Source organism: Bradyrhizobium sp. (assembly GCF_030654605.1).
Classification (GTDB): Bacteria; Pseudomonadota; Alphaproteobacteria; order Rhizobiales; family Xanthobacteraceae; genus Bradyrhizobium.
Map to the genome: position 1 here is coordinate 25,426 of NZ_JAURXB010000029.1, position 18,845 is coordinate 44,270.

The following is an 18,845-nucleotide window of genomic DNA, read 5'->3' on the forward strand; positions in this document are numbered from 1 at the left end:
TCGCTCAGCGCAGGCTTTCGGGCAGTTCGAACCCCTTGTATTCCCGCTGCAGCATCGCCTTCAGCGCCGGGGTTTCCGGCCTGGCATCCTTTGCCGGCATCGGATCGCTGTCTGACTTGATGAAATCCGGCGGCGTGCCCGGCAGTCTGTAGAGATTGAAGCCGATCCGGCGCACCGCGAAGTCGGCCTGCAGATGGCCGTCCGCCATCATCGCTCCGGCGGGCGCGAGGTAGAAGCCGTCCTCGCGATAGGGCCCGAGCACCGAAAAAATCAGCGATTCCCTGGCCACGCCGCTGCGCTGGCTGGAAAGCCTTGTCAGCTGGGTCTGCTTGCCATTGCTATCGACATAGACACGCCGCAGCGGCAGTTCGGCCGCGTCCTGCGTCACCACACTGACCAGAACCAGAACGTGCTTGGCTAGCTTGCGGTACTCCTCGGCATCGGCGGGCCAGGTGAAATCCACCGACGCTCCCCGCGCCGCACCTTGCGGGGCGGACTTCGCGGTTCGAACCGCTGATTTCTCCAGCCGCTCGGTCATCTCGGCCGACGTCACCGGATTCTGCGCGGCCGGCCGCTGGGTCAGCGTCTGCGCGTTCGCAGTGCCGCCTAGAAATGCCGTCAGTATCCAGATCAGGGCAACCCGCAAATCATCCTCCTTAGCGCGAGATCGCGAGAGCCAAGCCTTCTTCGTTGGTTCAGGCCGCCACCCAAAATCCCGGCAGCGTCGGCTCCAGCCGGCCGCCGATCCGCACCGGCGCGACCTTGAGCGCGAGGCCGGTCGCATCGTCGGTCTCGACCGCGACGCCGCTGAGCGTGGCGACGCCATTGGCCGGCTCGAACCGGCCCGAGGGAATTCCTGACGTGAAACGCCGCAGCGGTTCTTCCTTCTGCATGCCGATGATCGAATCGTAATCGCCGGTCATGCCGGCATCGGTCATGTAGGCGGTGCCGCCGGTGAGGATCTGATGGTCCGACGTCGGCACATGGGTGTGGGTTCCGACCACGAGACTGGCGCGGCCGTCGCAGAAGAAGCCGATGCCCTGCTTTTCGCTCGACGCCTCGCAGTGGAAATCGACCACGATGGCATCGGCGGCCTCGCCCAGCGGACAGGCTTCGAGTTCGCGGTTGAGGACGGCGAACGGATCGTCGAACGGCGTCATGAAGACGCGGCCCAGCGCGTTGATGACCAGCGCGCGCTTGCCGTTCTTGGTATCCACCAGTGCGGCGCCGCGGCCCGGCGTGCCCTTCGGATAGTTCGCCGGGCGGATCAGGCGCGGCGCGCGCTCGATGAACACCAGCGCCTCGCGCTGATCCCAGGAATGGTTGCCGAGCGTGACCGCGTCGGCGCCGGCGTCGATGAATTCCTGGTAGATCGCTTCGGTGATGCCGAAGCCACCGGCGGCGTTCTCGCCATTGACGACGACGAGATCGAGCGCCCAGTCGCGGACCATGCCCGGTAGATGTTCTGCGATAGCGGTGCGGCCGGACCGGCCGACCACGTCCCCGACGAAAAGAATGCGCAAGCTATCAACTCCGGAAATCGAATGTCCCGGCTTCCGTTAGCACATAATCCAGCGGCACGTCGTGCGACAACGCCGGCACCGCTTCGATTTCCTGCGCCGCGAAGGCGAGGCCGATGGCCATGATCGCCTTCGTCTTGCGCAGATGCGCCAGCGTGTAGTCGTAATGCCCGGCGCCATAGCCGATGCGATGCCCGAGCCGGTCGAACGCGGCCAGCGGCACCAGCATGATATCGGGAATGAGTTCGGCGGCGGCCGGCGACGGCTCGAGAATGCCGAGCGGCCCCAGCATCAGCCGATCGTCGGGCGACCAGGCGCGAAAGGCCAGCGACTTGCCGCGCGCCATCACCGCCGGCAGCGCCAGCCGCGCGCCTTGCGCCGCCAGCATCCGCATCAGGGGAACCGGATCGATCTCGCTGCGGATCGGCGAGTAACCGGAGACGATGGTGCCTGGCGTGATCTCGATCGGCAGGCCGCGCCTGGCGACAGCCCTGGCCGCCGCGGCGCGCTTCTTGTCGCTCAATGCGTCGCGCTTCGCGAGAGCGGCGGTGCGCAGATCGGCCTTCGATCGCTCGGTCGGCAAAGCTGACATCCAGCGTTATGGACGCATCTTGAGGAAATAACCCGGCGGCAAAAAAGCAAGAAAAGTGCGAAGCCGTAATGGCCGTTGAAGCACTCGATCCCGGAGTTCCCTACGAAAGTAGGTGGGCACCATATGACCGGATCCACGGACCCGGCCAGGGACAGTTCCCGGAAGGATCGATAAGGCCCCGGGGATATATGGCTTCTGACGCGCGACACAGCTTCGCCCAGCCAATGTAGCTACGATGCGGCCAAACCGCCAGCGGTAACGGGGGCTTTGGTCAACTCCCGGGAAGAAAGCGGCTGTTGGTAAAACGCCCGCCACAAAACGACTGTCGTCGCCCGGCTTGACCGGGCGATCCAGTACGCCGCGGCTTCTCGGTTCTATAGCGGGCGTCTCTGGAATACCGGGTCGCCCGGTCATAGGCGAGCGGAAGCGACGCCGTCCTTCGGACGGCTATGCCGGGCGATGACAGCGGTGTTTGTTTTCATCCAGCAGGATCGACCCTGAGACCGGTACCGCGCTCGCAATGACGGATGAGGCCGTCGTGACGCCGCCCTACCCGATCAACACGCCGCCGCCGATGGTGCGGTTGAGCACGTGGGTGGTCTTCTCGATCCGGTCGGCGGCGGAGTTCAGTGCGTTGACCACCGCGATCTGCGTCGCCCTGGCGCGATCCGCCGATGTCACGCGGACATCGCGCAGCGCGTCGAGTTCCTCTTCGAGATTGCGGATGCGCTGGCCGGCATCGAGCAATTCGTCGCACACCGTCAGCGCCGCCATCACGGTGAGGCGCGCGTCGCCGATCTCGCCGAACTTGCCGCGCAGGCTCTGGATCCGCGTTTCCAGGCTTTCGGCGAGTTTCAGGAGCCGCGCCTCCTGGCCCTCCTCGCAGGCCATCCGGACCTGCCGGCCGTTGATGGTGACGTTGATGTGGTTCATCAGCTCTCTCCGGGATCGAGTACGGAGCGGATGGTGCCGATCGCCGCATCCAGCCTTTCGGCGATCTCGCGATTGGCGCGCTCCAGCCGGCGCGACTTCACCAGCGATCCGTCGAGTTCGTCGGCGAGCCGCGACCGGTCGGCGCCGAGCGCCTGGATCCGGGCCGCCAGTTCGTTCTCGTCGCGGTCGGCTTCGCGCCGGCGCTCCACCGCGCTTTCCAGGGAATCGAGCGCCGACATCAGCCGCCGCGTCGCGGCGTCGATATCGGCGAACACTGGCTCGGCGTTGCCGGGGCCGTTGGCGGGACGATCGCTCATGAGTGACAGCGCGGACCTTCCGTGAAGCCGGCCGGGGCGCAAAATCCGCGTTCCGGCAAGCGTTTAGGCGGCGAAATTTACGTGGCAAGCGAGGCCAGCGCAACGCCGCTTGGAAGCTATGCACCGCTAAGCGGCTTTTCGCACCGCAAGCGCGCCTGCCTGCCTTGGACTCGCGGGACCGAGATGCTATCCAGCCCCTGACTTACCCTTGCCTTCTGGCCAGTAACCGCGGCATCCACACGCGATGCGGATCGCCACCAAACATCTCATTTCAGGCGGATTTTCATCATGACGCAGGTCGATCATTCCCGTATGGCAAATGCGATTCGTGGCCTTGCCATGGACGCCGTCGAGAAGGCCAAATCCGGCCATCCCGGCCTGCCGATGGGCGCCGCCGACGTCGCCACCGTGCTGTTCACGCAGTTCCTGAAATTCGACGCCGCCGACCCGAAATGGCCGGACCGCGACCGGTTCGTGCTGTCCGCCGGACACGGCTCGATGCTGATGTATGCGCTGCTGTACCTGACCGGCAACAAGGAGATGACGCTCGACCAGGTCAGGAACTTCCGGGTACTCGGCTCCAAGACGCCGGGACATCCGGAAAACTTCGAGACCAGCGGCGTCGAAACCACGACGGGTCCGCTCGGCCAGGGCATCGCGACAGCGGTCGGCATGGCGCTGGCCGAGAAGATGCTCGCCGCCGAATTCGGCAAGAAGGTCGTCAGCCACCACACCTATGTGCTGGCTTCCGACGGCGACCTGATGGAGGGCGTCTCGCAGGAAGCGATCGCCATGGCCGGGCACTGGCAGCTCAACAAGCTGATCGTGCTGTACGACGACAACGGCATTTCGATCGACGGCCCGACCTCGATCGCGGACTCGGTCGACCAGGTGAAGCGCTTCAAGTCCGCCGGCTGGGCCGCCGAGTTGATCGACGGCCACGATCCCAAGGCGATTGCGGCCGCCATCGCCCGCGCCCAGAAATCCAACAAGCCGACAATGATCGCCTGCAAGACCACGATCGGCTACGGCGCGCCGACCCGGGCCGGCACCGCCAAGGCCCACGGCGAGGCGCTCGGCGCCGAAGAGCTGAAGGGCGCCAAGCAGAAACTCGGCATTGCACTGGAACCGTTTTCGGTGCCTGACGACGTGCTGAAAGCCTGGCGCGCAGCCGGCAGCCGCGGCGTGGCGGCGCGCAAGGAATGGGAGACGCAATTCGCCGAGCTCGGCAACCGCAAGCGCGCCGAATTCGAACGCCGCCTGCGGCATGAACGGCCGACCTCCCTGGCGAAAGCGCTGAGGGCGCACAAGAAGGCGTTGCTGGAGACGCCGCAGAACATCGCCACCCGCAAATCGTCCGAACTGGCGATCGAGGCGATCGTGCCGGCGCTGCCGGAATTTCTGGCGGGCTCCGCCGATCTCACCGGATCCAACAACAACAAGGCGAAATCCGCGGTCGCCTTCTCGGCCAAGGCGCCGAAGGGCCGCTTCATCCATTATGGCATCCGCGAGCACGGCATGGCGGCGGCCATGAACGGCATCTTCCTGCATGGCGGCTTCGCGCCGAATGGCGCCACCTTCATGGTGTTCACCGATTATGCCCGTCCGGCGATGCGGCTGGCAGCGCTGATGGGCGCCGGCGTGGTCTATGTGATGACCCATGATTCGATCGGTCTCGGCGAAGACGGCCCGACCCATCAGCCGGTCGAGCATCTCGCCGCCTTGCGCGCGATTCCCAACATGCGCGTGTTCCGTCCCTGCGACGCCGTCGAGGTGGCCGAATGCTGGGAACTGGCGCTGAACCGGACCGACGGTCCGACGGTGCTGGCGCTGACCCGCCAGAACCTGCCGCAATTGCGCACCAACGCGCCCGCCGAAAATCCGTGCAGCCATGGCGCCTACGAACTGGTCGCCGCCCAAGGCGACGCAAAAGTGTCGCTGTTCGCCTCCGGCTCCGAGGTCGAGATTGCAGTCGCGGCGCAGAAGCAACTGGCCGAGCGCGGCATCGCGTCGCGGGTCGTCTCGGTACCCTCGCTCGAACTGCTGCTGGCGCAGCCGGCGGATCGCCAAAAAGCCGTGATCGGCAACGCGCCGGTCAAGATCGCGATCGAGGCCGCGGTGCGGTGGGGCTGGGATGCGGTGATCGGGTCGGACGGCATATTTGTGGGCATGCACGGTTTCGGCGCCAGCGCCCCCGCCAAGGAGCTCTACAAGCACTTCGACATTACCGCCGAGGCTGCGGTTAACGCGGCCCTGAAGCGCTTGGGCTGACGGTTGAGATTGCCCCAAAAAGGGTCTACCTAACGGTCATCTAATCCGCTCCCGCCCGGCCGAACCGGGCGTCCGCCGTAAAACCCTCGTGGATGGCTCGATGCCATCCGCGGGGCTGACAGAGGTCATTGAAGGAGAGACAGCAAATGGCAATCCGGGTCGCGATCAACGGGTTTGGCCGCATCGGCCGCAACGTACTGCGCGCCATCGCCGAGTCCGGCCGCAAGGATATCGAGGTGGTCGGCATCAACGATCTCGGCCCGGTCGAGACCAACGCCCATTTGCTGCGCTTCGATTCGGTTCATGGCCGCTTCCCCGGCATCGTCACCGTCGACGGCGACACCATCAGCGTCGGCAACGGCAAGATCAGGGTTTCCGCCGAGCGCGATCCGTCGAAACTGCCCTGGAAGGAACTCGGCGTCGACATCGCGCTGGAATGCACCGGCATCTTCAGCGCCAAGGCCAAGGCCTCGGCGCATCTGGCCGCCGGCGCCAGGCGCGTTCTGGTTTCGGCGCCGTCGGACGGCGCGGACGCCACCATCGTGTTCGGCGTCAACCACGACAAGCTGTCAAAAGATCATCTGGTGGTCTCCAACGGTTCGTGCACCACCAACTGCCTCGCGCCGGTCGCAAAGGTGCTGAACGACACCGTCGGCATCGAAACCGGCTTCATGACCACGATCCATGCCTATACCGGCGACCAGCCGACGCTCGACACCATGCACAGCGACCTCTATCGCGGCCGGGCCGCGGCGATGTCGATGATCCCGACCTCCACCGGTGCCGCCAAGGCGATCGGCCTGGTGCTGCCGGAACTGGTGGGCAAGCTCGACGGCGTCGCGATCCGCGTCCCCACCCCGAATGTTTCCGTGATCGATCTCAAGATCGTGGCGTCGCGCAAGACCGACGTGAAGGAAATCAACGAGGCGATGAAGCGCGCCAGCGAGCAGGAGATGAAGGGCATCCTCGGCTACACCACCGCGCCGAACGTCTCGATCGACTTCAACCACGACCCGCATTCGTCCACCTTCCACATGGACCAGACCAAGGTGCAGAACGGCACGCTGGTGCGGGTGATGTCGTGGTACGACAACGAATGGGGTTTCTCCAACCGCATGGCGGACACCGCCGTGGCGATGGGGAAGCTGCTGTAATTAATTGATCGTCATGCCCGGCCTTGTGCCGGGCATCCACGTCTTCCTTTGTCGCATCAAGACGTGGATGGCCGGGACAGGCCCGGCCATGACGGAGGAAAACTTCGCATGAACAGATTCCGCACCCTCGATGACGTCGACGTGAAGGGCAAGCGCGTGCTGCTGCGCGTCGACCTCAACGTTCCCATGGAAGACGGCCACGTCACCGACGCCACCAGGCTGGAGCGCATCGCGCCCACCATCGACGAGATCTCCGTCAAGGGCGGCAAGGTCGTCCTGCTCGCGCATTTCGGCCGGCCCAAGGGGCGCGACGCCAAGGACTCGCTGAAGCCGGTCGCGGCGGCTCTGGCACTGGTGATCAGGAAACCGGTCGCCTTTGCCGAGGATTGCATCGGTGAGCCCGCGGCAAAAGCGATCGCCGCGATGAAGGATGGCGACATCCTTTGCCTGGAAAACACCCGCTTCCACAAGGAAGAGGAGAAGAACGATCCCGCCTTCGTCGCGGAACTGGCAAAACTCGGAGACATCTGGGTCAACGACGCCTTCTCGGCCGCACACCGCGCCCACGCCTCCACCGAGGGCCTCGGCCACAAACTGCCGGCCTATGCCGGGCGTACCATGCAGGCCGAGCTCGACGCGCTGGGCAAGGCGCTGGACGCGCCGACCCATCCGGTCATAGCGATCGTCGGCGGCGCCAAGGTTTCATCCAAGATCGACCTGCTGGAAAACCTCGTGACGAAGGTCGATGCGCTGGTGATCGGCGGCGGCATGGCCAATACCTTCCTGCACGCGCAGGGCGTCGGCGTCGGCAAGTCGCTGGCGGAAAAAGATCTCGCGGCGACCGCGCTGCGGATCATCGCCAAGGCGGAAGCCGCCAATTGCGCCATTATCCTGCCGGTCGACGCGACAGTCGCCACTCATTTCGCCGCCAATGCGCCGTCCCATGCCTACGGCCTCGATGCCATTCCCGCCGACGGCATGATCCTCGACGTCGGCCCGCAATCGACCGCGCGGATTCACGCCGCGATCGACGACGCCGCGACGCTGGTCTGGAACGGCCCGCTCGGCGCCTTTGAAATGACCCCGTTCGACCGTGGCACCATGGTGGCGGCCAAACACGCCGCCGAGCGGACCAAGGCGAAGAAGTTGATTTCGGTGGCCGGCGGCGGCGACACCGTGGCGGCGCTGAACCAGGCCGGGGTAGCCGGCGATTTCACCTATGTTTCGACCGCGGGTGGCGCGTTCCTTGAATGGATGGAAGGGAAGCCATTGCCCGGGGTCGAGGTTCTGAAGATACGCTAGATTGAGACCTGATCGGGCGTAACAGCCCCAACTCGGAGAACGGAACACATGGCACGCATCACGTTGCGTCAATTGCTCGATCACGCGGCGGAACACGACTACGGCGTGCCGGCGTTCAACATCAACAACATGGAGCAGGCGCTCGCGATCATGGAGGCCGCCTCCAGCCTCGATGCGCCCGTCATCATCCAGGCCTCGCGCGGCGCGCGGTCCTACGCCAACGACATCATGCTGAAGCACATGATGGATGCGGTGACCGAAATCTATCCGCATATCCCGGTCTGCGTGCATCTCGATCACGGCAACGGGCCCGACACCTGCATGACCGCGATCCAGGCCGGCTTTACCTCGGTCATGATGGACGGTTCGCTGAAGGCCGACGGCAAGACCGCGGCCGACTGGGATTACAATGTCGGCGTCACCAGGACGGTGACCGACATGGCGCATCTCGGCGGCATTTCGGTGGAAGGCGAACTCGGCGTGCTCGGCTCGCTCGAGACCGGCATGGGCGACAAGGAGGACGGCCACGGCGCCGAGGGCAAGCTCTCCCACGACCAGTTGCTGACCAATCCCGACGAGGCCGTGAAATTCGTCAAAGAGACAAAAGTCGACGCGCTGGCGATCGCGATGGGCACCTCGCACGGCGCCTACAAGTTCACCCGCAAGCCGGACGGCGACATCCTCGCCATGAACGTGATCGAGGAAATCCACCGCAAGCTGCCGAACACGCATCTGGTGATGCACGGCTCCTCCTCGGTGCCGCAGGACCTGCAGGACATCATCAACGCCAATGGCGGCAAGATGAAGCCGACCTGGGGCGTGCCGGTCGCCGAGATCCAGCGCGGCATCAAGAACGGCGTCCGCAAGATCAACATCGACACCGACAACCGGATGGCGATGACCGGACAGATCCGCAAAGTGCTGAAGGACAATCCGGAAGAGTTCGATCCGCGCAAATATCTCAAGCCGGCGATGGAAGCGATGGCGAAGCTCTGCAAGCAGCGCCTGCAGGAATTCAACACCGCGGGTCAGGCCGGCAAGATCAAGCGGGTGCTGACGACGGCCGAAATGGCGAAGCGCTACATCAAGGGCGAACTCGACCCGAAAGTGGCGTGACCGGTAGCCGGCAAGCCCTCCCTCCGCGCCGCGCGCTTTCTCGTGCATTTTCCGGACGGTTTCTTGGGTTTTGCCCGAGAACCGTCTATTTTGGTCCGCAACACATCATGCTCGGGAGGACGCACCGATGAATCTCGCCGATCTGAACAAAATTGCCCTGGCCATGGTGGCGCCGGGCAAGGGAATCCTCGCCGCCGACGAATCGTCCGGCACCATCAAGAAGCGCTTCGACGCCATCAAGGTCGAGTCGACCGAGCAGTCGCGCCGCGACTATCGCGAAATGCTGTTCCGCTCCTCGGATGCGATGCGCCAGTACATCTCCGGCGTCATTCTCTATGACGAAACCATCTGGCAGGGCGCCGCGGACGGCACGCCGCTGGTCCGGCTGATCGAACAATCCGGCGCCATCCCCGGCATCAAGGTCGACGAGGGAACCCAGGCCCTGCCCGGCTGTCCCGGCGAACTGGTCACATCAGGGCTGGACAAGCTCGCCGAGCGGCTGAAGAAATATTACGAGCGCGGCGCCCGCTTCGCCAAATGGCGCGCGGTGGTCGATATCGGCGAGGGCACTGGCGGCCCGGGCATCCCGTCGATGACCGCGATCCACGTCAATGCCCATGCGCTGGCGCGCTATGCCGCACTTTGCCAGGCCGCGCAGATCGTCCCGATCGTCGAGCCGGAAGTGCTGATGGACGGCGGCCACGATATCGACCGCTGCTATGAAGTGACGCAGCGCGTGCTCAACAAGACGTTCCAGGAATTGCGGATCCAGCGCGTCGCGCTGGAAGGCATGATCCTGAAACCCAACATGGTCATTTCCGGCAAGAAGTGTGCGAAGCAGGCCTCGGTCGAGGAGGTCGCGGAAAAGACCATCCGGCTGCTGAAGGCGTGCGTACCGGCCGCGGTGCCCGGCATCGCCTTCCTGTCCGGCGGGCAATCCGACGAGGACGCCACCGCGCATCTGAGCGCGATGAACCGGATCGGCAATCTTCCCTGGCAGCTCACCTTCTCCTATGGCCGGGCGCTGCAGGCGGCGCCGCAAAAGGCGTGGTCGGGCAAGGCGGAGAACGTCGCTGCCGGCCAAAGCGCCTTCACCCATCGCGCGCGGATGAATTCGCTCGCGAGCAAGGGCGAATGGAAGGCCGATCTCGAAAAGAAGGCGGCATAGATTTGGCCACCAAACCCGTTCCGCCGCGCCCCGTGCCGCGTCTCTATCTCGCGACGCCGGAGGTGGACGATCCTACGGCGCTGGTGGCCAGCCTTCCCGGACTGCTGGCGGGCGCCGACGTCGCCGCGGTGCTGCTGCGCCTTAAACCGACCGACCAGCGCACCATGATCTCCAGGATCAAGGCGCTGGCGCCCGCGATCCAGGACGGCGGCGCGGCGCTCCTGCTCGACGGCCATGTCGAGATGGTCGCCCGCGCCGGCGCCGATGGCGCGCATGTGACCGGCATCGAGGCGCTGGCGGAGGCCATGCCGTCGCTGAAACCCGACCGTATCGCCGGCGTCGGCGGCCTGCCGACACGGCACGATTCGATGGCCGCGGGCGAAGCCGGCGCGGATTACGTGCTGTTCGGCGAACCGGATGCGCAAGGGCAGAGGCCTGCGGTCGAGGCGATCGCCGAGCGCCTCGAATGGTGGGCCGAGCTGTTCGAGCCGCCCTGCGTCGGCTATGCGGCGTCGCTGGAAGAAGCCCGCGAATTCGCCGCCGCCGGCGCGGATTTCGTCCTGGTCGGCGATTTCATCTGGGCCGATCCGCGCGGTGCCGCGGCGGCACTCGAGGATGCGGAACAGACCATCAGGCAAGCGCACGCCGCCACCTCCGGAAAAGTCAAAGCCGAACAGGGATAACGCCGGAAATGAAGATCCTGCGCGCCCTATCAATATCAACGATTTTCCCGGCGGTTTTCCTGACGATTTTCCTGGCGGGTTTGCTGATGCTCCCGGCCAGCGCCATGGCGCAGACGCAGCTGCTGCCGCCTCCGGGCGCGCCAAAGCCGCTGCTGCCGCCCCCCGGGATGCCGGCGCCGGTGAAGAAGGAAAAGCCGAAACCGAAGCCGCCGGTGGCCGCCAAGAAACCCGCGACGCCGACGGCAACGCCGGTGCCGACGGCGACCGTGACGCCCGCCCCCGTGTTCGACGATCCCAACGTCGACCTGGTGTTCGGCGCCTATCAGCGCGGCCAATACAAGACCGCGTTCGATCTGGCGACCAACCGCGCGCAATTCAACGGCGATCCCAAGGCGATGACCATGCTCGGCGAACTCTATGCCAACGGGCTGGGCGTCAAGCGCGACTACGCCAAGGCCGCCGAGTGGTACAAGCGCGCCGCCGGCGGCGGCGACCGCGAGGGCATGTTCGCGCTCGCCATGTTCCGGCTCGCCGGCCGCGGCGGGCCGGTCAACCGCGAGGAGGCGGTCCAGCTGCTGGCGTCCGCAGCCAAGCTCGGCAATCCCAAGGCGGCCTATAATCTGGCGCTGCTCTATCTCGACGGGCAGACGCTGCCGCAGGACGTCAAACGCGCCGCGGAGCTGCTCCGTGTCGCCGCCGACGCCGGCAATCCGGAAGCGCAATATGCGCTCGCCACCTTCTACAAGGAGGGCACCGGCGTGCCCAAGGACATCGACAAGGCGGTGCGGCTGCTGCAGGCGGCCTCATTGGCCGGCAACGTCGACGCCGAGGTCGAATACGCCATCGCGCTGTTCAACGGCACCGGAACCCCGAAGAACGAGGCCGCCGCGGTGGCGCTGCTGAGCAAGGCGGCCAGGCAGAACAGCCCGATCGCGCAAAACCGCCTCGCGCGCGTGCTGGTGTACGGCCAGGGCGTACCAATGGACAAGATCGAAGGCTTGAAATGGCACATTGTTGCGAAAACCGCCGGCAAAGGCGATCCCGCGCTCGACGAGGCGCTCGCCGCCCTCAGCCCCGAAGACCGCAGCAAGGCCCAGGATGCCGCCCGCAAATGGCTAGGCACCAGATGATCCGCCTTGACGCCACCACACCGGCAGGGCACCCAATCCGAAGCCGATGACGGCCTCGGCCGTCTCCCCTCATTTCACAAGCCGGTATCATGCTGCAATCAGCCCTTATGAACGTCATGGTCAAGGCCGCGCGCCGCGCCGGCCGCAGCCTCAAGCGCGACCTCGGCGAGATCGAGAACCTGCAGGTGTCGCTGAAGGGCCCGGCCAATTTCGTCTCGCTGGCCGACAAGCGCGCCGAGGAAATGCTGCTGACTGACCTGTTGAAGGCGCGGCCGGGTTACGGCTTCATCGGCGAGGAAGGCGGCGCCCGTATCGGCGACGACAAGACCCATACCTGGATCGTCGACCCGCTCGACGGCACCACCAACTTCCTGCACGGCATTCCGCAATTCGCGATCTCGATCGGCCTGCAGCGCGAGGGCACCATCATCGCCGGCGTGATCTACAATCCCGCCAATGACGAGCTCTACACCGCCGAGCGCGGCAAGGGCGCCTTCCTCAACGACCAGCGGCTGCGCGTCGCCGGCCGCCGCCAGCTTAACGACTGCGTGATCGCCTGCGGCCTGCCGCATATCGGCCGCGGCGACCACGAGCTGTCGCGGCTGGAAATGACCGCGATCCAGAACAAGGTGGCGGGCCTGCGCCGGTTCGGCGCCGCCTCCCTCGACATGGCCTTCGTCGCCGCCGGCCGCCTCGACGGCTACTGGGAACGCAACCTGCAGCCCTGGGACATGGCCGCCGGCCAGATCCTCATCCGCGAAGCCGGCGGCACGGTGAGCGGGATCGAGGGCGACGATGATCCGCTGAAGACGGGGGACCTGATCTGCGGCAACGAGTTCGTGCATGCGGAGTTGGTGAAGATTTTGAGGCCGTTGGGGAAGTAGGGGCGAACGATTCTTGCTCGTCATGCGCTGGCTTGACCCGCGCATCCATCAATCGTCGAAAATGTTCTTAATGGATGGATTGCCGGGTCAAGCCCGGCAATGACGAGTCATTGCACAGGCTTCGTCGTCACCTCTGGCTCCGGCGTCACCGGTTTCGGCTCCCGGTCCCCCGCCAGCACCCGCTGCACGACCACGAAGAACACCGGCACCATCAGCAGCGCCAGGATCACCACGGCGATCATGCCGCCCATCACGCTGGTGCCGAGCGCCTGCTGGCTGGCGCCGCCGGCGCCGCTTGCGATCACCATCGGCAGCACGCCGCAGACGAAGGCGAGGCCGGTCATCAGGATCGGGCGGAAGCGCAGGGCACAGGCTTCGACTGTGGCCTCGATCAGCGGCTTGCCCTGGGCGCGCAGATCTTTTGCAAACTCGATGATGAGGATGGCGTCCTTGGCGGCGAGGCCGATGATGGTGATCAGGCCCACCGTAAAATAGACGTCGTTGGGCAGGCCGCGCATGGTCGCCGCCAGCACCGCGCCGCAGATGCCGAGCGGCACCGTCAGCAGCACCGCCAGCGGAATGGTCCAGCTCTCATAGAGTGCGGCGAGACAGAGGAACACCACCAGCAAGGACAGAGCGAGCAGGATCGGCGCCTGCGAGCCCGACAGTTTTTCCTGCAGGCTTTGCCCGGTCCACTCGAAACCGAAGCCGCGCGGCAGCCGGCCCGCGAGCCGCTCCATCTCGGCGATGGCGTCGCCCGAGGTGAAGCCGGGCCTGGCTTCGCCGCTGATGCGCACCGCGGGATAGTAATTGAATCCGGCGATCTGGGTCGGGCCTTTCGACCACTCCACCGTGGTGAAGGCGGACAGCGGCACCAGCTGGCCGCGGCTGTTCTTGACGTTGTAATTGAGGATGTCGTCGGCGTTCATGCGGCTGGTGTCGACCGCCTGCACGATCACCCGCTGCATCCGGCCGCGGTTCGGAAAGTCGTTGATGTAGTTCGATCCGAGATTGGTGGAGATCGTGTTGTTGATGTCCTCGAAGGTAACGCCGAAGGCGCCGGCCTTCTCGCGGTCGATCGCGAGATTGACCTGCGGTCCCGCCGGCAGACCTTCGACGAAGACCTTCTGCAGCACCCGGCTCGCATTGGCTTCCGATATCAGGCGGTCGGCGGCGGCGACCAGCGCGGGATAGCCCTTCTGGCCGCGGTCCTGCAGGCGGAACGAGAAGCCGGAAGAATTGCCGAGGTTGTCGATCGGCGGCGGCTGCAGCGCGGAAATCTTGGCGTCGCGAATCGAAGAGAGGTCGCGGTTGATGTCGGCGACGATGGCGGCCGCGGAATCCTTCGCGCCACGCTCCGACCAGTCCTTCAGCGTGATGAAGGCCTGCGCGGTGTTGATGCCCTGGCCGAGGAAGCTGAAGCCGGTCAGGAACGTGACGGATTCGACGCCGGCGCGCTGCGCCAGGTATTTTTCCACCTTCTCGACCGCGGCCTCGGTGCGCGCATACGAGGAGTCGGCCGGCGTCTGCACGTCAGTCGTGATAAATCCCTGATCGTCGACGGGAAGAAAGCCGCCGGGCAGGCGCAGGAAACCCCAGCTCAGTCCGATCAGAAGGGCTGCGTAGATCAACATCAACCGTCCGGTGCGCTTTAGCGACCAGCCCACGGTGCCGGCATAGCGGACCTTGACGCTTTCGAGCACGCGATTGAACCAGCCGAACACGCCCTTGCGGGCGTGGCCATGGCCGGCCTCGACCGGCTTCAGCAGCGTCGCGCACAAAGCCGGCGTCAGCGACATCGCCAGCAGCGCCGAAAAGCCTATTGCCGCGACCATGGTGACCGAGAACTGGCGGTAGATGATGCCGACCGATCCCGGGAAGAACGCCATCGGCAGGAACACGGCGATCAGCACCAGCGTGATGCCGATGATGGCGCTCGATATCTGCGACATCGCCTTGCGGGTGGCTTCCTTCGGCGGCAGTCCCTCCTCCGACATGATGCGCTCGACATTCTCGACCACGACGATGGCGTCGTCGACCAGAATACCCACTGCCAGCACCATGCCGAACATGGTCAGCATGTTGATCGAATAGCCCACGGCCAGCAGGATCGCGCAGGTGCCGAGCAGCGCCACCGGCACCACGATGGTCGGAATGATGGTGTAGCGGATGTTCTGCAGGAACAGGAACATCACGATGAACACCAGCACCACCGCCTCGACCAGCGTCATCAGCACCTTCTCGATCGAGGCCTTCACGACGGGGGTGATGTTGTAGGGAATTTCGTAGGCGATATTGGCCGGAAAGAACTTCGACAGCTCCTTCATCTTGGCTTCGACCGCGCTGGCGGTGGCCAGCGCGTTGCCGCTCGGCGACAGCAGCACCGACAGACCGGCGGTCGGCTCGCCGTTGAGCCGGGTGTTGAACTGATAGCTCAGGCCGCCGATCTCGAGCCGGGCGACATCGCGCAAGCGCACCGTCGATCCATCGGCATTGGCCCGCAGAATGATGGCGCCGAATTCGTCCGGCGAGGAGAGCTGGCCCTTGACCAGCACCAGCGCCGAAATCTTCTGGTCCGCCGTGCTCGGCTCGGCGCCGATGCTGCCCGATGCGACCTGGGCATTCTGCGCCGTGATCGCCTTGTTGACGTCGTCGACCGTGAGGCCGTAGCCGACCAGTTTCGCCGGATCGATCCAGATTCTCAAGGACCGCTCGGTGGAATACAGCGTGGCGCGGCCGACGCCGGGAATGCGCCTGATCTCACCGAGCACGCTGCGGATCATGAAATCGCCGAGCCCGACTTCGTCGAGGCTCTTGTCGGTCGACTTCAGCGTGATGATCTGCAGCACCGCGCTGGAGGCTTCCTCGATCAGGATGCCCTGCTGGATCACCGCGCGGGGAAGCCGTGCCTCGACCCGCTTGATTCGGTTCTGCACTTCGACCGACGCCGTTCCGGTATCGGTGCCCGGCACGAAGTTGGCGATGATCTCGACCTGCCCCAGCGAATCGCTGGTGGATTCGAAGTTCAGGATGCCGTTGGCGCCGTTCAGCTCTTCCTCGATCAGCCGCGTCACGCTGTTGTAGAGGTTTTCCGGCGAGGCGCCGGGATAGCTGGTCGAGATCGAGATCGAGGGCGGCGCGATGATCGGATACTGCGCCACCGCGAGCAGCGGAATCGAGATGGCGCCGATCAGACAGATGAAAAGCGCGACGACCCAGGCGAAGATCGGCCTGTCGATGAAGAAGCTGGGCATCGACCGTTACCGGTGCGCCTGCTTGGTCTGCCTTGCCGTTTCGGTGTCGGCCGAGGCGTCGCCTTCGGTAAACACCTGCGGCCTGACCTTGTCGCCGGCGGCGAACTTCTGGAAGCCCTCGACCACGACCTTGTCACCGGCCTTCAGTCCTTCGGTCACGAACCACTGGCCGTCCTGCATCGACCCGGTACGCACCGGCTGCACCGCGACGCGGTTGTCGTCCTTGACCACGAACACTTCGCTGCCGCCGCCGCCGTTGCGCTGGATCGCCTGCTGCGGCAACGCGATCGCATCGGTGTCGATGCCCTGCTCGATCAGCACGCGGACATACATGCCCGGCAACAGCTCGCGCTTCGGATTGGGAAATTCGCCGCGCAACGTCACCTGCCCGGTATGGGCATCCACCCTAGCGTCCGAGAACAGCAATTTTCCGGGCGAGGCGTACACCGTGCCGTCATCCAGCACCAGGCGAACCCTGGCCATGTCGGGCGCGATGCGATCGAGTTCGCCGCTCTCGAGCGAGCGCCGCAGCTGATTGAGTTCGGTGACCGATTGCGTGAAGTCGGCATAGATCGGATCGAGCTGCTGAATGGTCGCGAGGTTGGTCTCGTTCTGCACCACGAGGGCGCCTTCGCTGACCAGTGCGGCGCCGACCACCCCGTGGATCGGGGCGCGGATGGTGGCGTAGCTCAGATTGAGTTTGGCGCGCGCGACTTCGGCCTTGCGTCCCTCGACCTCGGCTTCGGCCTGCCGCAGGTTGCCGATGGCTTTTTCATTCTCCGCCTCGGAGGTGGCTTTCTGACTCGTCAGCGTCGCTATTCGCCGCGCCTGCTGCGACGCCTGGTCGAATGCCGCAACGGCCTTGGAGAGCGCCGCCTCGCTGGACTGTACTTCGACCTCGAACGGCCGCGGATCGATCCGGTAGAGCGGATCGCCGGCATGGACCTCGCTGCCCTGATTGAACAGGCGCTCGATGACGATGCCGGAAACGCGCGGACGCACGTCGGAAACCCGGGTCGGCGCGACGCGCCCCGGCAATTCGCGCACCAGCGCGCGTGACTGCGGTCTGATGGAGACGATGCTGACGTCGGGATCGGAGGTCTGGGCTGCCGCGACCGCGGAAGAAGGTTCATTGCAACCGCTGAGAAGCGGCGCCATCGCCGCCAACATCAAGGCGATGCCCGCCGATTGCGTGCGAAATCCAGTCATGAAAGGGGTCGCCCCAAGTTTGAGTTCGGCGCGGATTGCGTTTCCGTCCGGTGCGGGCCTCAACGACACCGCTCTCTTGGCATCAAGTTAGATCAGTTTTGTTGCGATGCAATACGTTTCGCGGCGGCTCAATGTCACAGTCCTTTAGAGCCTTGAAAGAACGGGATTTTCCGGTCCTCACTCGATCGTGAATCAAATCGATTCCCGCTTCGAACCGTGAGTTCCACCAGCGGCCTTCATGCGGTAATGGCTGACGCCCCACTCGCTGCCTTCGGCGTAGCCGAACAGCCCGGATGTGGCGAGGAAGAACCAGCGCCAGCGCCGCATCCACAGCGGCGTATCGTTGCCGTACACGCCGCGCAGGATGCCCTCGATCTCATCTTGGTGCCCATCGAAATTGGCAAGCCAGTCGAGCGCGGTGCGCTGATAATGCGTGCCGCTCCAGCGCCATTCCTTCTCGACCTCGAACAGGTCGGCATATTGCCGGATCAAATGATGGCTCGGCATCATCCCGCCGGAGAAAAAATGCGGCGCGACCCAGTCTTCGCCGTCGGCACGATCGAACAAATAGGCGCCCGAGCGATGAGTGGGGATGTGCATGAACAAGCGCCCGTCGGGCTTCAGCCATGACCGCACCCTGGTCATCAATTCGCGCCAGTTCATGATGTGCTCGAACAGTTCGACCGACACGATGCGGTCGAATGGCTGTCCCGGATCGAATACGTTCATGTCGGCGGTAACCACGCGAACATTCTTCAATCCGCGCGATGCCGCCGCCTGCTCGATATATTGGCGCTGCGACGGCGAATTCGACACCGCGGTGATCTCCGCATTTGGAAACCGCCGCGCCACCGACAGCGCCAGCGAACCCCAGCCGCAGCCGAGTTCGAGGATCGCCTGCCCGTCGGCGAGATCGGCGTGCTCGATGGTCTGGCGCAGCGCTTCTTCCTCGGCCTCCTGCAGTGTCGATGCCGGCTCCTTGTAGAAACATGACGAGTATTTGCGGTTCGGGCCGAGCACCTGCGCGAAGAACGTCGCCGGCACTTGATGATGCCGGGCATCGGCTTCGGTGTGATCGGCGATGGCGCGATTTGCCATGGCGCCAGCGAACGCCGCGTCGCTCGAAGCGCCGGCGCCGGCGAGCCGCGTTGCGGTGCGCGAGCACAGCCGCTGGATCGCGGCGCGAATGATGACGTCAGGCAGCGGCACCCGTTCGGCCGTGCCTATCATTCTGGAAACGAAGCTCATGTGACCGCTCCCTGGTGGCGTGGCAGGCATCGCGAAGGTCGTCGGCGATTCCCGTCCGTCGCAC

General features: G+C 65.0%; 16 protein-coding genes and 1 other RNA gene. 8 read left to right on the forward strand and 9 right to left on the reverse strand.

From position 1 onward, the window contains the following. Positions 1-4 precede the first annotated feature (4 nt). The 6 genes from Q7U29_RS03170 to Q7U29_RS03195 form a co-directional block, all read right to left on the reverse strand. Positions 5-646, reverse strand: a complete 642-nt coding sequence (locus tag Q7U29_RS03170) for a hypothetical protein (RefSeq protein ID WP_304738303.1) — start codon at positions 644-646, stop codon at positions 5-7. A 49-nt stretch (positions 647-695) separates the two neighbouring features. Beyond that, entirely contained in the window at positions 696-1,523 is an 828-nt protein-coding gene (locus Q7U29_RS03175; RefSeq protein WP_304738306.1) for a TIGR00282 family metallophosphoesterase, read from the reverse strand. A gap of 4 nt (positions 1,524-1,527) precedes the next feature. Then, the gene (locus Q7U29_RS03180; RefSeq protein WP_370691685.1) at positions 1,528-2,103 is read right to left on the reverse strand and encodes a 5-formyltetrahydrofolate cyclo-ligase; all 576 of its coding nucleotides are present in this window, start codon (positions 2,101-2,103) and stop codon (positions 1,528-1,530) included. A 65-nt stretch (positions 2,104-2,168) separates the two neighbouring features. Then, positions 2,169-2,329: non-coding RNA, 6S RNA (gene ssrS, locus Q7U29_RS03185), on the reverse strand. A 332-nt stretch (positions 2,330-2,661) separates the two neighbouring features. After that, positions 2,662-3,045 carry a cell division protein ZapA gene (locus tag Q7U29_RS03190; protein ID WP_304738311.1) on the reverse strand — a complete coding sequence of 128 codons (384 nt, stop codon included), beginning with the start codon at positions 3,043-3,045 and terminating at the stop codon, positions 2,662-2,664. Further along, positions 3,045-3,362, reverse strand: coding sequence for a DUF4164 domain-containing protein (locus Q7U29_RS03195; protein WP_304738314.1), 318 nt, complete (start codon positions 3,360-3,362; stop codon positions 3,045-3,047). Before Q7U29_RS03195 ends, Q7U29_RS03190 begins: the two co-directional genes overlap by 1 nt. A gap of 288 nt (positions 3,363-3,650) precedes the next feature. On the opposite strand from Q7U29_RS03195, the gene tkt reads away from it, so the two are divergent. From tkt to Q7U29_RS03235, 8 genes are all read left to right on the forward strand, one after another. Then, a complete protein-coding gene (gene tkt, locus Q7U29_RS03200; RefSeq protein ID WP_304738317.1) occupies positions 3,651-5,633 on the forward strand; it encodes a transketolase in 1,983 nt (660 codons plus the stop codon). Between the two features lie 146 nt (positions 5,634-5,779). After that, entirely contained in the window at positions 5,780-6,787 is a 1,008-nt protein-coding gene (gene gap / locus Q7U29_RS03205; RefSeq protein ID WP_304738320.1) for a type I glyceraldehyde-3-phosphate dehydrogenase, read from the forward strand. A 108-nt stretch (positions 6,788-6,895) separates the two neighbouring features. Then, positions 6,896-8,089, forward strand: coding sequence for a phosphoglycerate kinase (gene pgk, locus Q7U29_RS03210; RefSeq protein WP_304738322.1), 1,194 nt, complete (start codon positions 6,896-6,898; stop codon positions 8,087-8,089). A gap of 48 nt (positions 8,090-8,137) precedes the next feature. Next, positions 8,138-9,205, forward strand: a complete 1,068-nt coding sequence (gene fba, locus Q7U29_RS03215) for a class II fructose-bisphosphate aldolase (protein ID WP_304738324.1) — start codon at positions 8,138-8,140, stop codon at positions 9,203-9,205. 127 nt (positions 9,206-9,332) lie between these two features. After that, complete coding sequence (locus Q7U29_RS03220; protein WP_304738327.1) at positions 9,333-10,373, forward strand: class I fructose-bisphosphate aldolase; 1,041 nt, start codon at positions 9,333-9,335, stop codon at positions 10,371-10,373. Between the two features lie 2 nt (positions 10,374-10,375). Further along, a complete protein-coding gene (locus Q7U29_RS03225; protein ID WP_304738330.1) occupies positions 10,376-11,056 on the forward strand; it encodes a thiamine phosphate synthase in 681 nt (226 codons plus the stop codon). An 8-nt stretch (positions 11,057-11,064) separates the two neighbouring features. Next, positions 11,065-12,186, forward strand: a complete 1,122-nt coding sequence (locus Q7U29_RS03230) for a tetratricopeptide repeat protein (RefSeq protein WP_370691686.1) — start codon at positions 11,065-11,067, stop codon at positions 12,184-12,186. 89 nt (positions 12,187-12,275) lie between these two features. Next, positions 12,276-13,070, forward strand: a complete 795-nt coding sequence (locus tag Q7U29_RS03235) for an inositol monophosphatase family protein (RefSeq protein WP_304738335.1) — start codon at positions 12,276-12,278, stop codon at positions 13,068-13,070. A gap of 107 nt (positions 13,071-13,177) precedes the next feature. Here the strand turns inward: Q7U29_RS03235 and Q7U29_RS03240 are convergent, their stop codons facing one another. The 3 genes from Q7U29_RS03240 to Q7U29_RS03250 all read right to left on the reverse strand — a co-directional run bounded on the left by Q7U29_RS03240 (position 13,178) and on the right by Q7U29_RS03250 (position 18,781). Continuing rightward, the gene (locus Q7U29_RS03240) at positions 13,178-16,324 is read right to left on the reverse strand and encodes an efflux RND transporter permease subunit (RefSeq protein ID WP_304738338.1); all 3,147 of its coding nucleotides are present in this window, start codon (positions 16,322-16,324) and stop codon (positions 13,178-13,180) included. Between the two features lie 6 nt (positions 16,325-16,330). Next, positions 16,331-17,533: an efflux RND transporter periplasmic adaptor subunit gene (locus tag Q7U29_RS03245; protein ID WP_304738341.1), complete on the reverse strand. Its 1,203-nt coding sequence runs from the start codon at positions 17,531-17,533 to the stop codon at positions 16,331-16,333. Positions 17,534-17,725: 192 nt separating this feature from the next. Continuing rightward, positions 17,726-18,781 (reverse strand): cyclopropane-fatty-acyl-phospholipid synthase family protein, encoded by a 1,056-nt coding sequence (locus tag Q7U29_RS03250; RefSeq protein WP_304738343.1) that lies wholly within the window; start codon positions 18,779-18,781, stop codon positions 17,726-17,728. Positions 18,782-18,845 lie beyond the last annotated feature (64 nt).

What these genes read in the sequence shown, in the direction of transcription:
- fba (WP_304738324.1), top strand. Translation starts at nt 8,138, where the DNA reads ATGGCACGCATCACGTTGCGTCAATTGCTCGATCACGCGGCGGAACAC.
- Q7U29_RS03250 (WP_304738343.1), bottom strand. Translation starts at nt 18,781, where the DNA reads ATGAGCTTCGTTTCCAGAATGATAGGCACGGCCGAACGGGTGCCGCTG.
- pgk (WP_304738322.1), top strand. Translation starts at nt 6,896, where the DNA reads ATGAACAGATTCCGCACCCTCGATGACGTCGACGTGAAGGGCAAGCGC.
- tkt (WP_304738317.1), top strand. Translation starts at nt 3,651, where the DNA reads ATGACGCAGGTCGATCATTCCCGTATGGCAAATGCGATTCGTGGCCTT.
- Q7U29_RS03190 (WP_304738311.1), bottom strand. Translation starts at nt 3,045, where the DNA reads ATGAACCACATCAACGTCACCATCAACGGCCGGCAGGTCCGGATGGCC.
- Q7U29_RS03195 (WP_304738314.1), bottom strand. Translation starts at nt 3,362, where the DNA reads ATGAGCGATCGTCCCGCCAACGGCCCCGGCAACGCCGAGCCAGTGTTC.
- Q7U29_RS03235 (WP_304738335.1), top strand. Translation starts at nt 12,276, where the DNA reads ATGCTGCAATCAGCCCTTATGAACGTCATGGTCAAGGCCGCGCGCCGC.
- Q7U29_RS03245 (WP_304738341.1), bottom strand. Translation starts at nt 17,533, where the DNA reads ATGACTGGATTTCGCACGCAATCGGCGGGCATCGCCTTGATGTTGGCG.
- Q7U29_RS03230 (WP_370691686.1), top strand. Translation starts at nt 11,065, where the DNA reads ATGAAGATCCTGCGCGCCCTATCAATATCAACGATTTTCCCGGCGGTT.
- Q7U29_RS03240 (WP_304738338.1), bottom strand. Translation starts at nt 16,324, where the DNA reads ATGCCCAGCTTCTTCATCGACAGGCCGATCTTCGCCTGGGTCGTCGCG.
- gap (WP_304738320.1), top strand. Translation starts at nt 5,780, where the DNA reads ATGGCAATCCGGGTCGCGATCAACGGGTTTGGCCGCATCGGCCGCAAC.
- Q7U29_RS03220 (WP_304738327.1), top strand. Translation starts at nt 9,333, where the DNA reads ATGAATCTCGCCGATCTGAACAAAATTGCCCTGGCCATGGTGGCGCCG.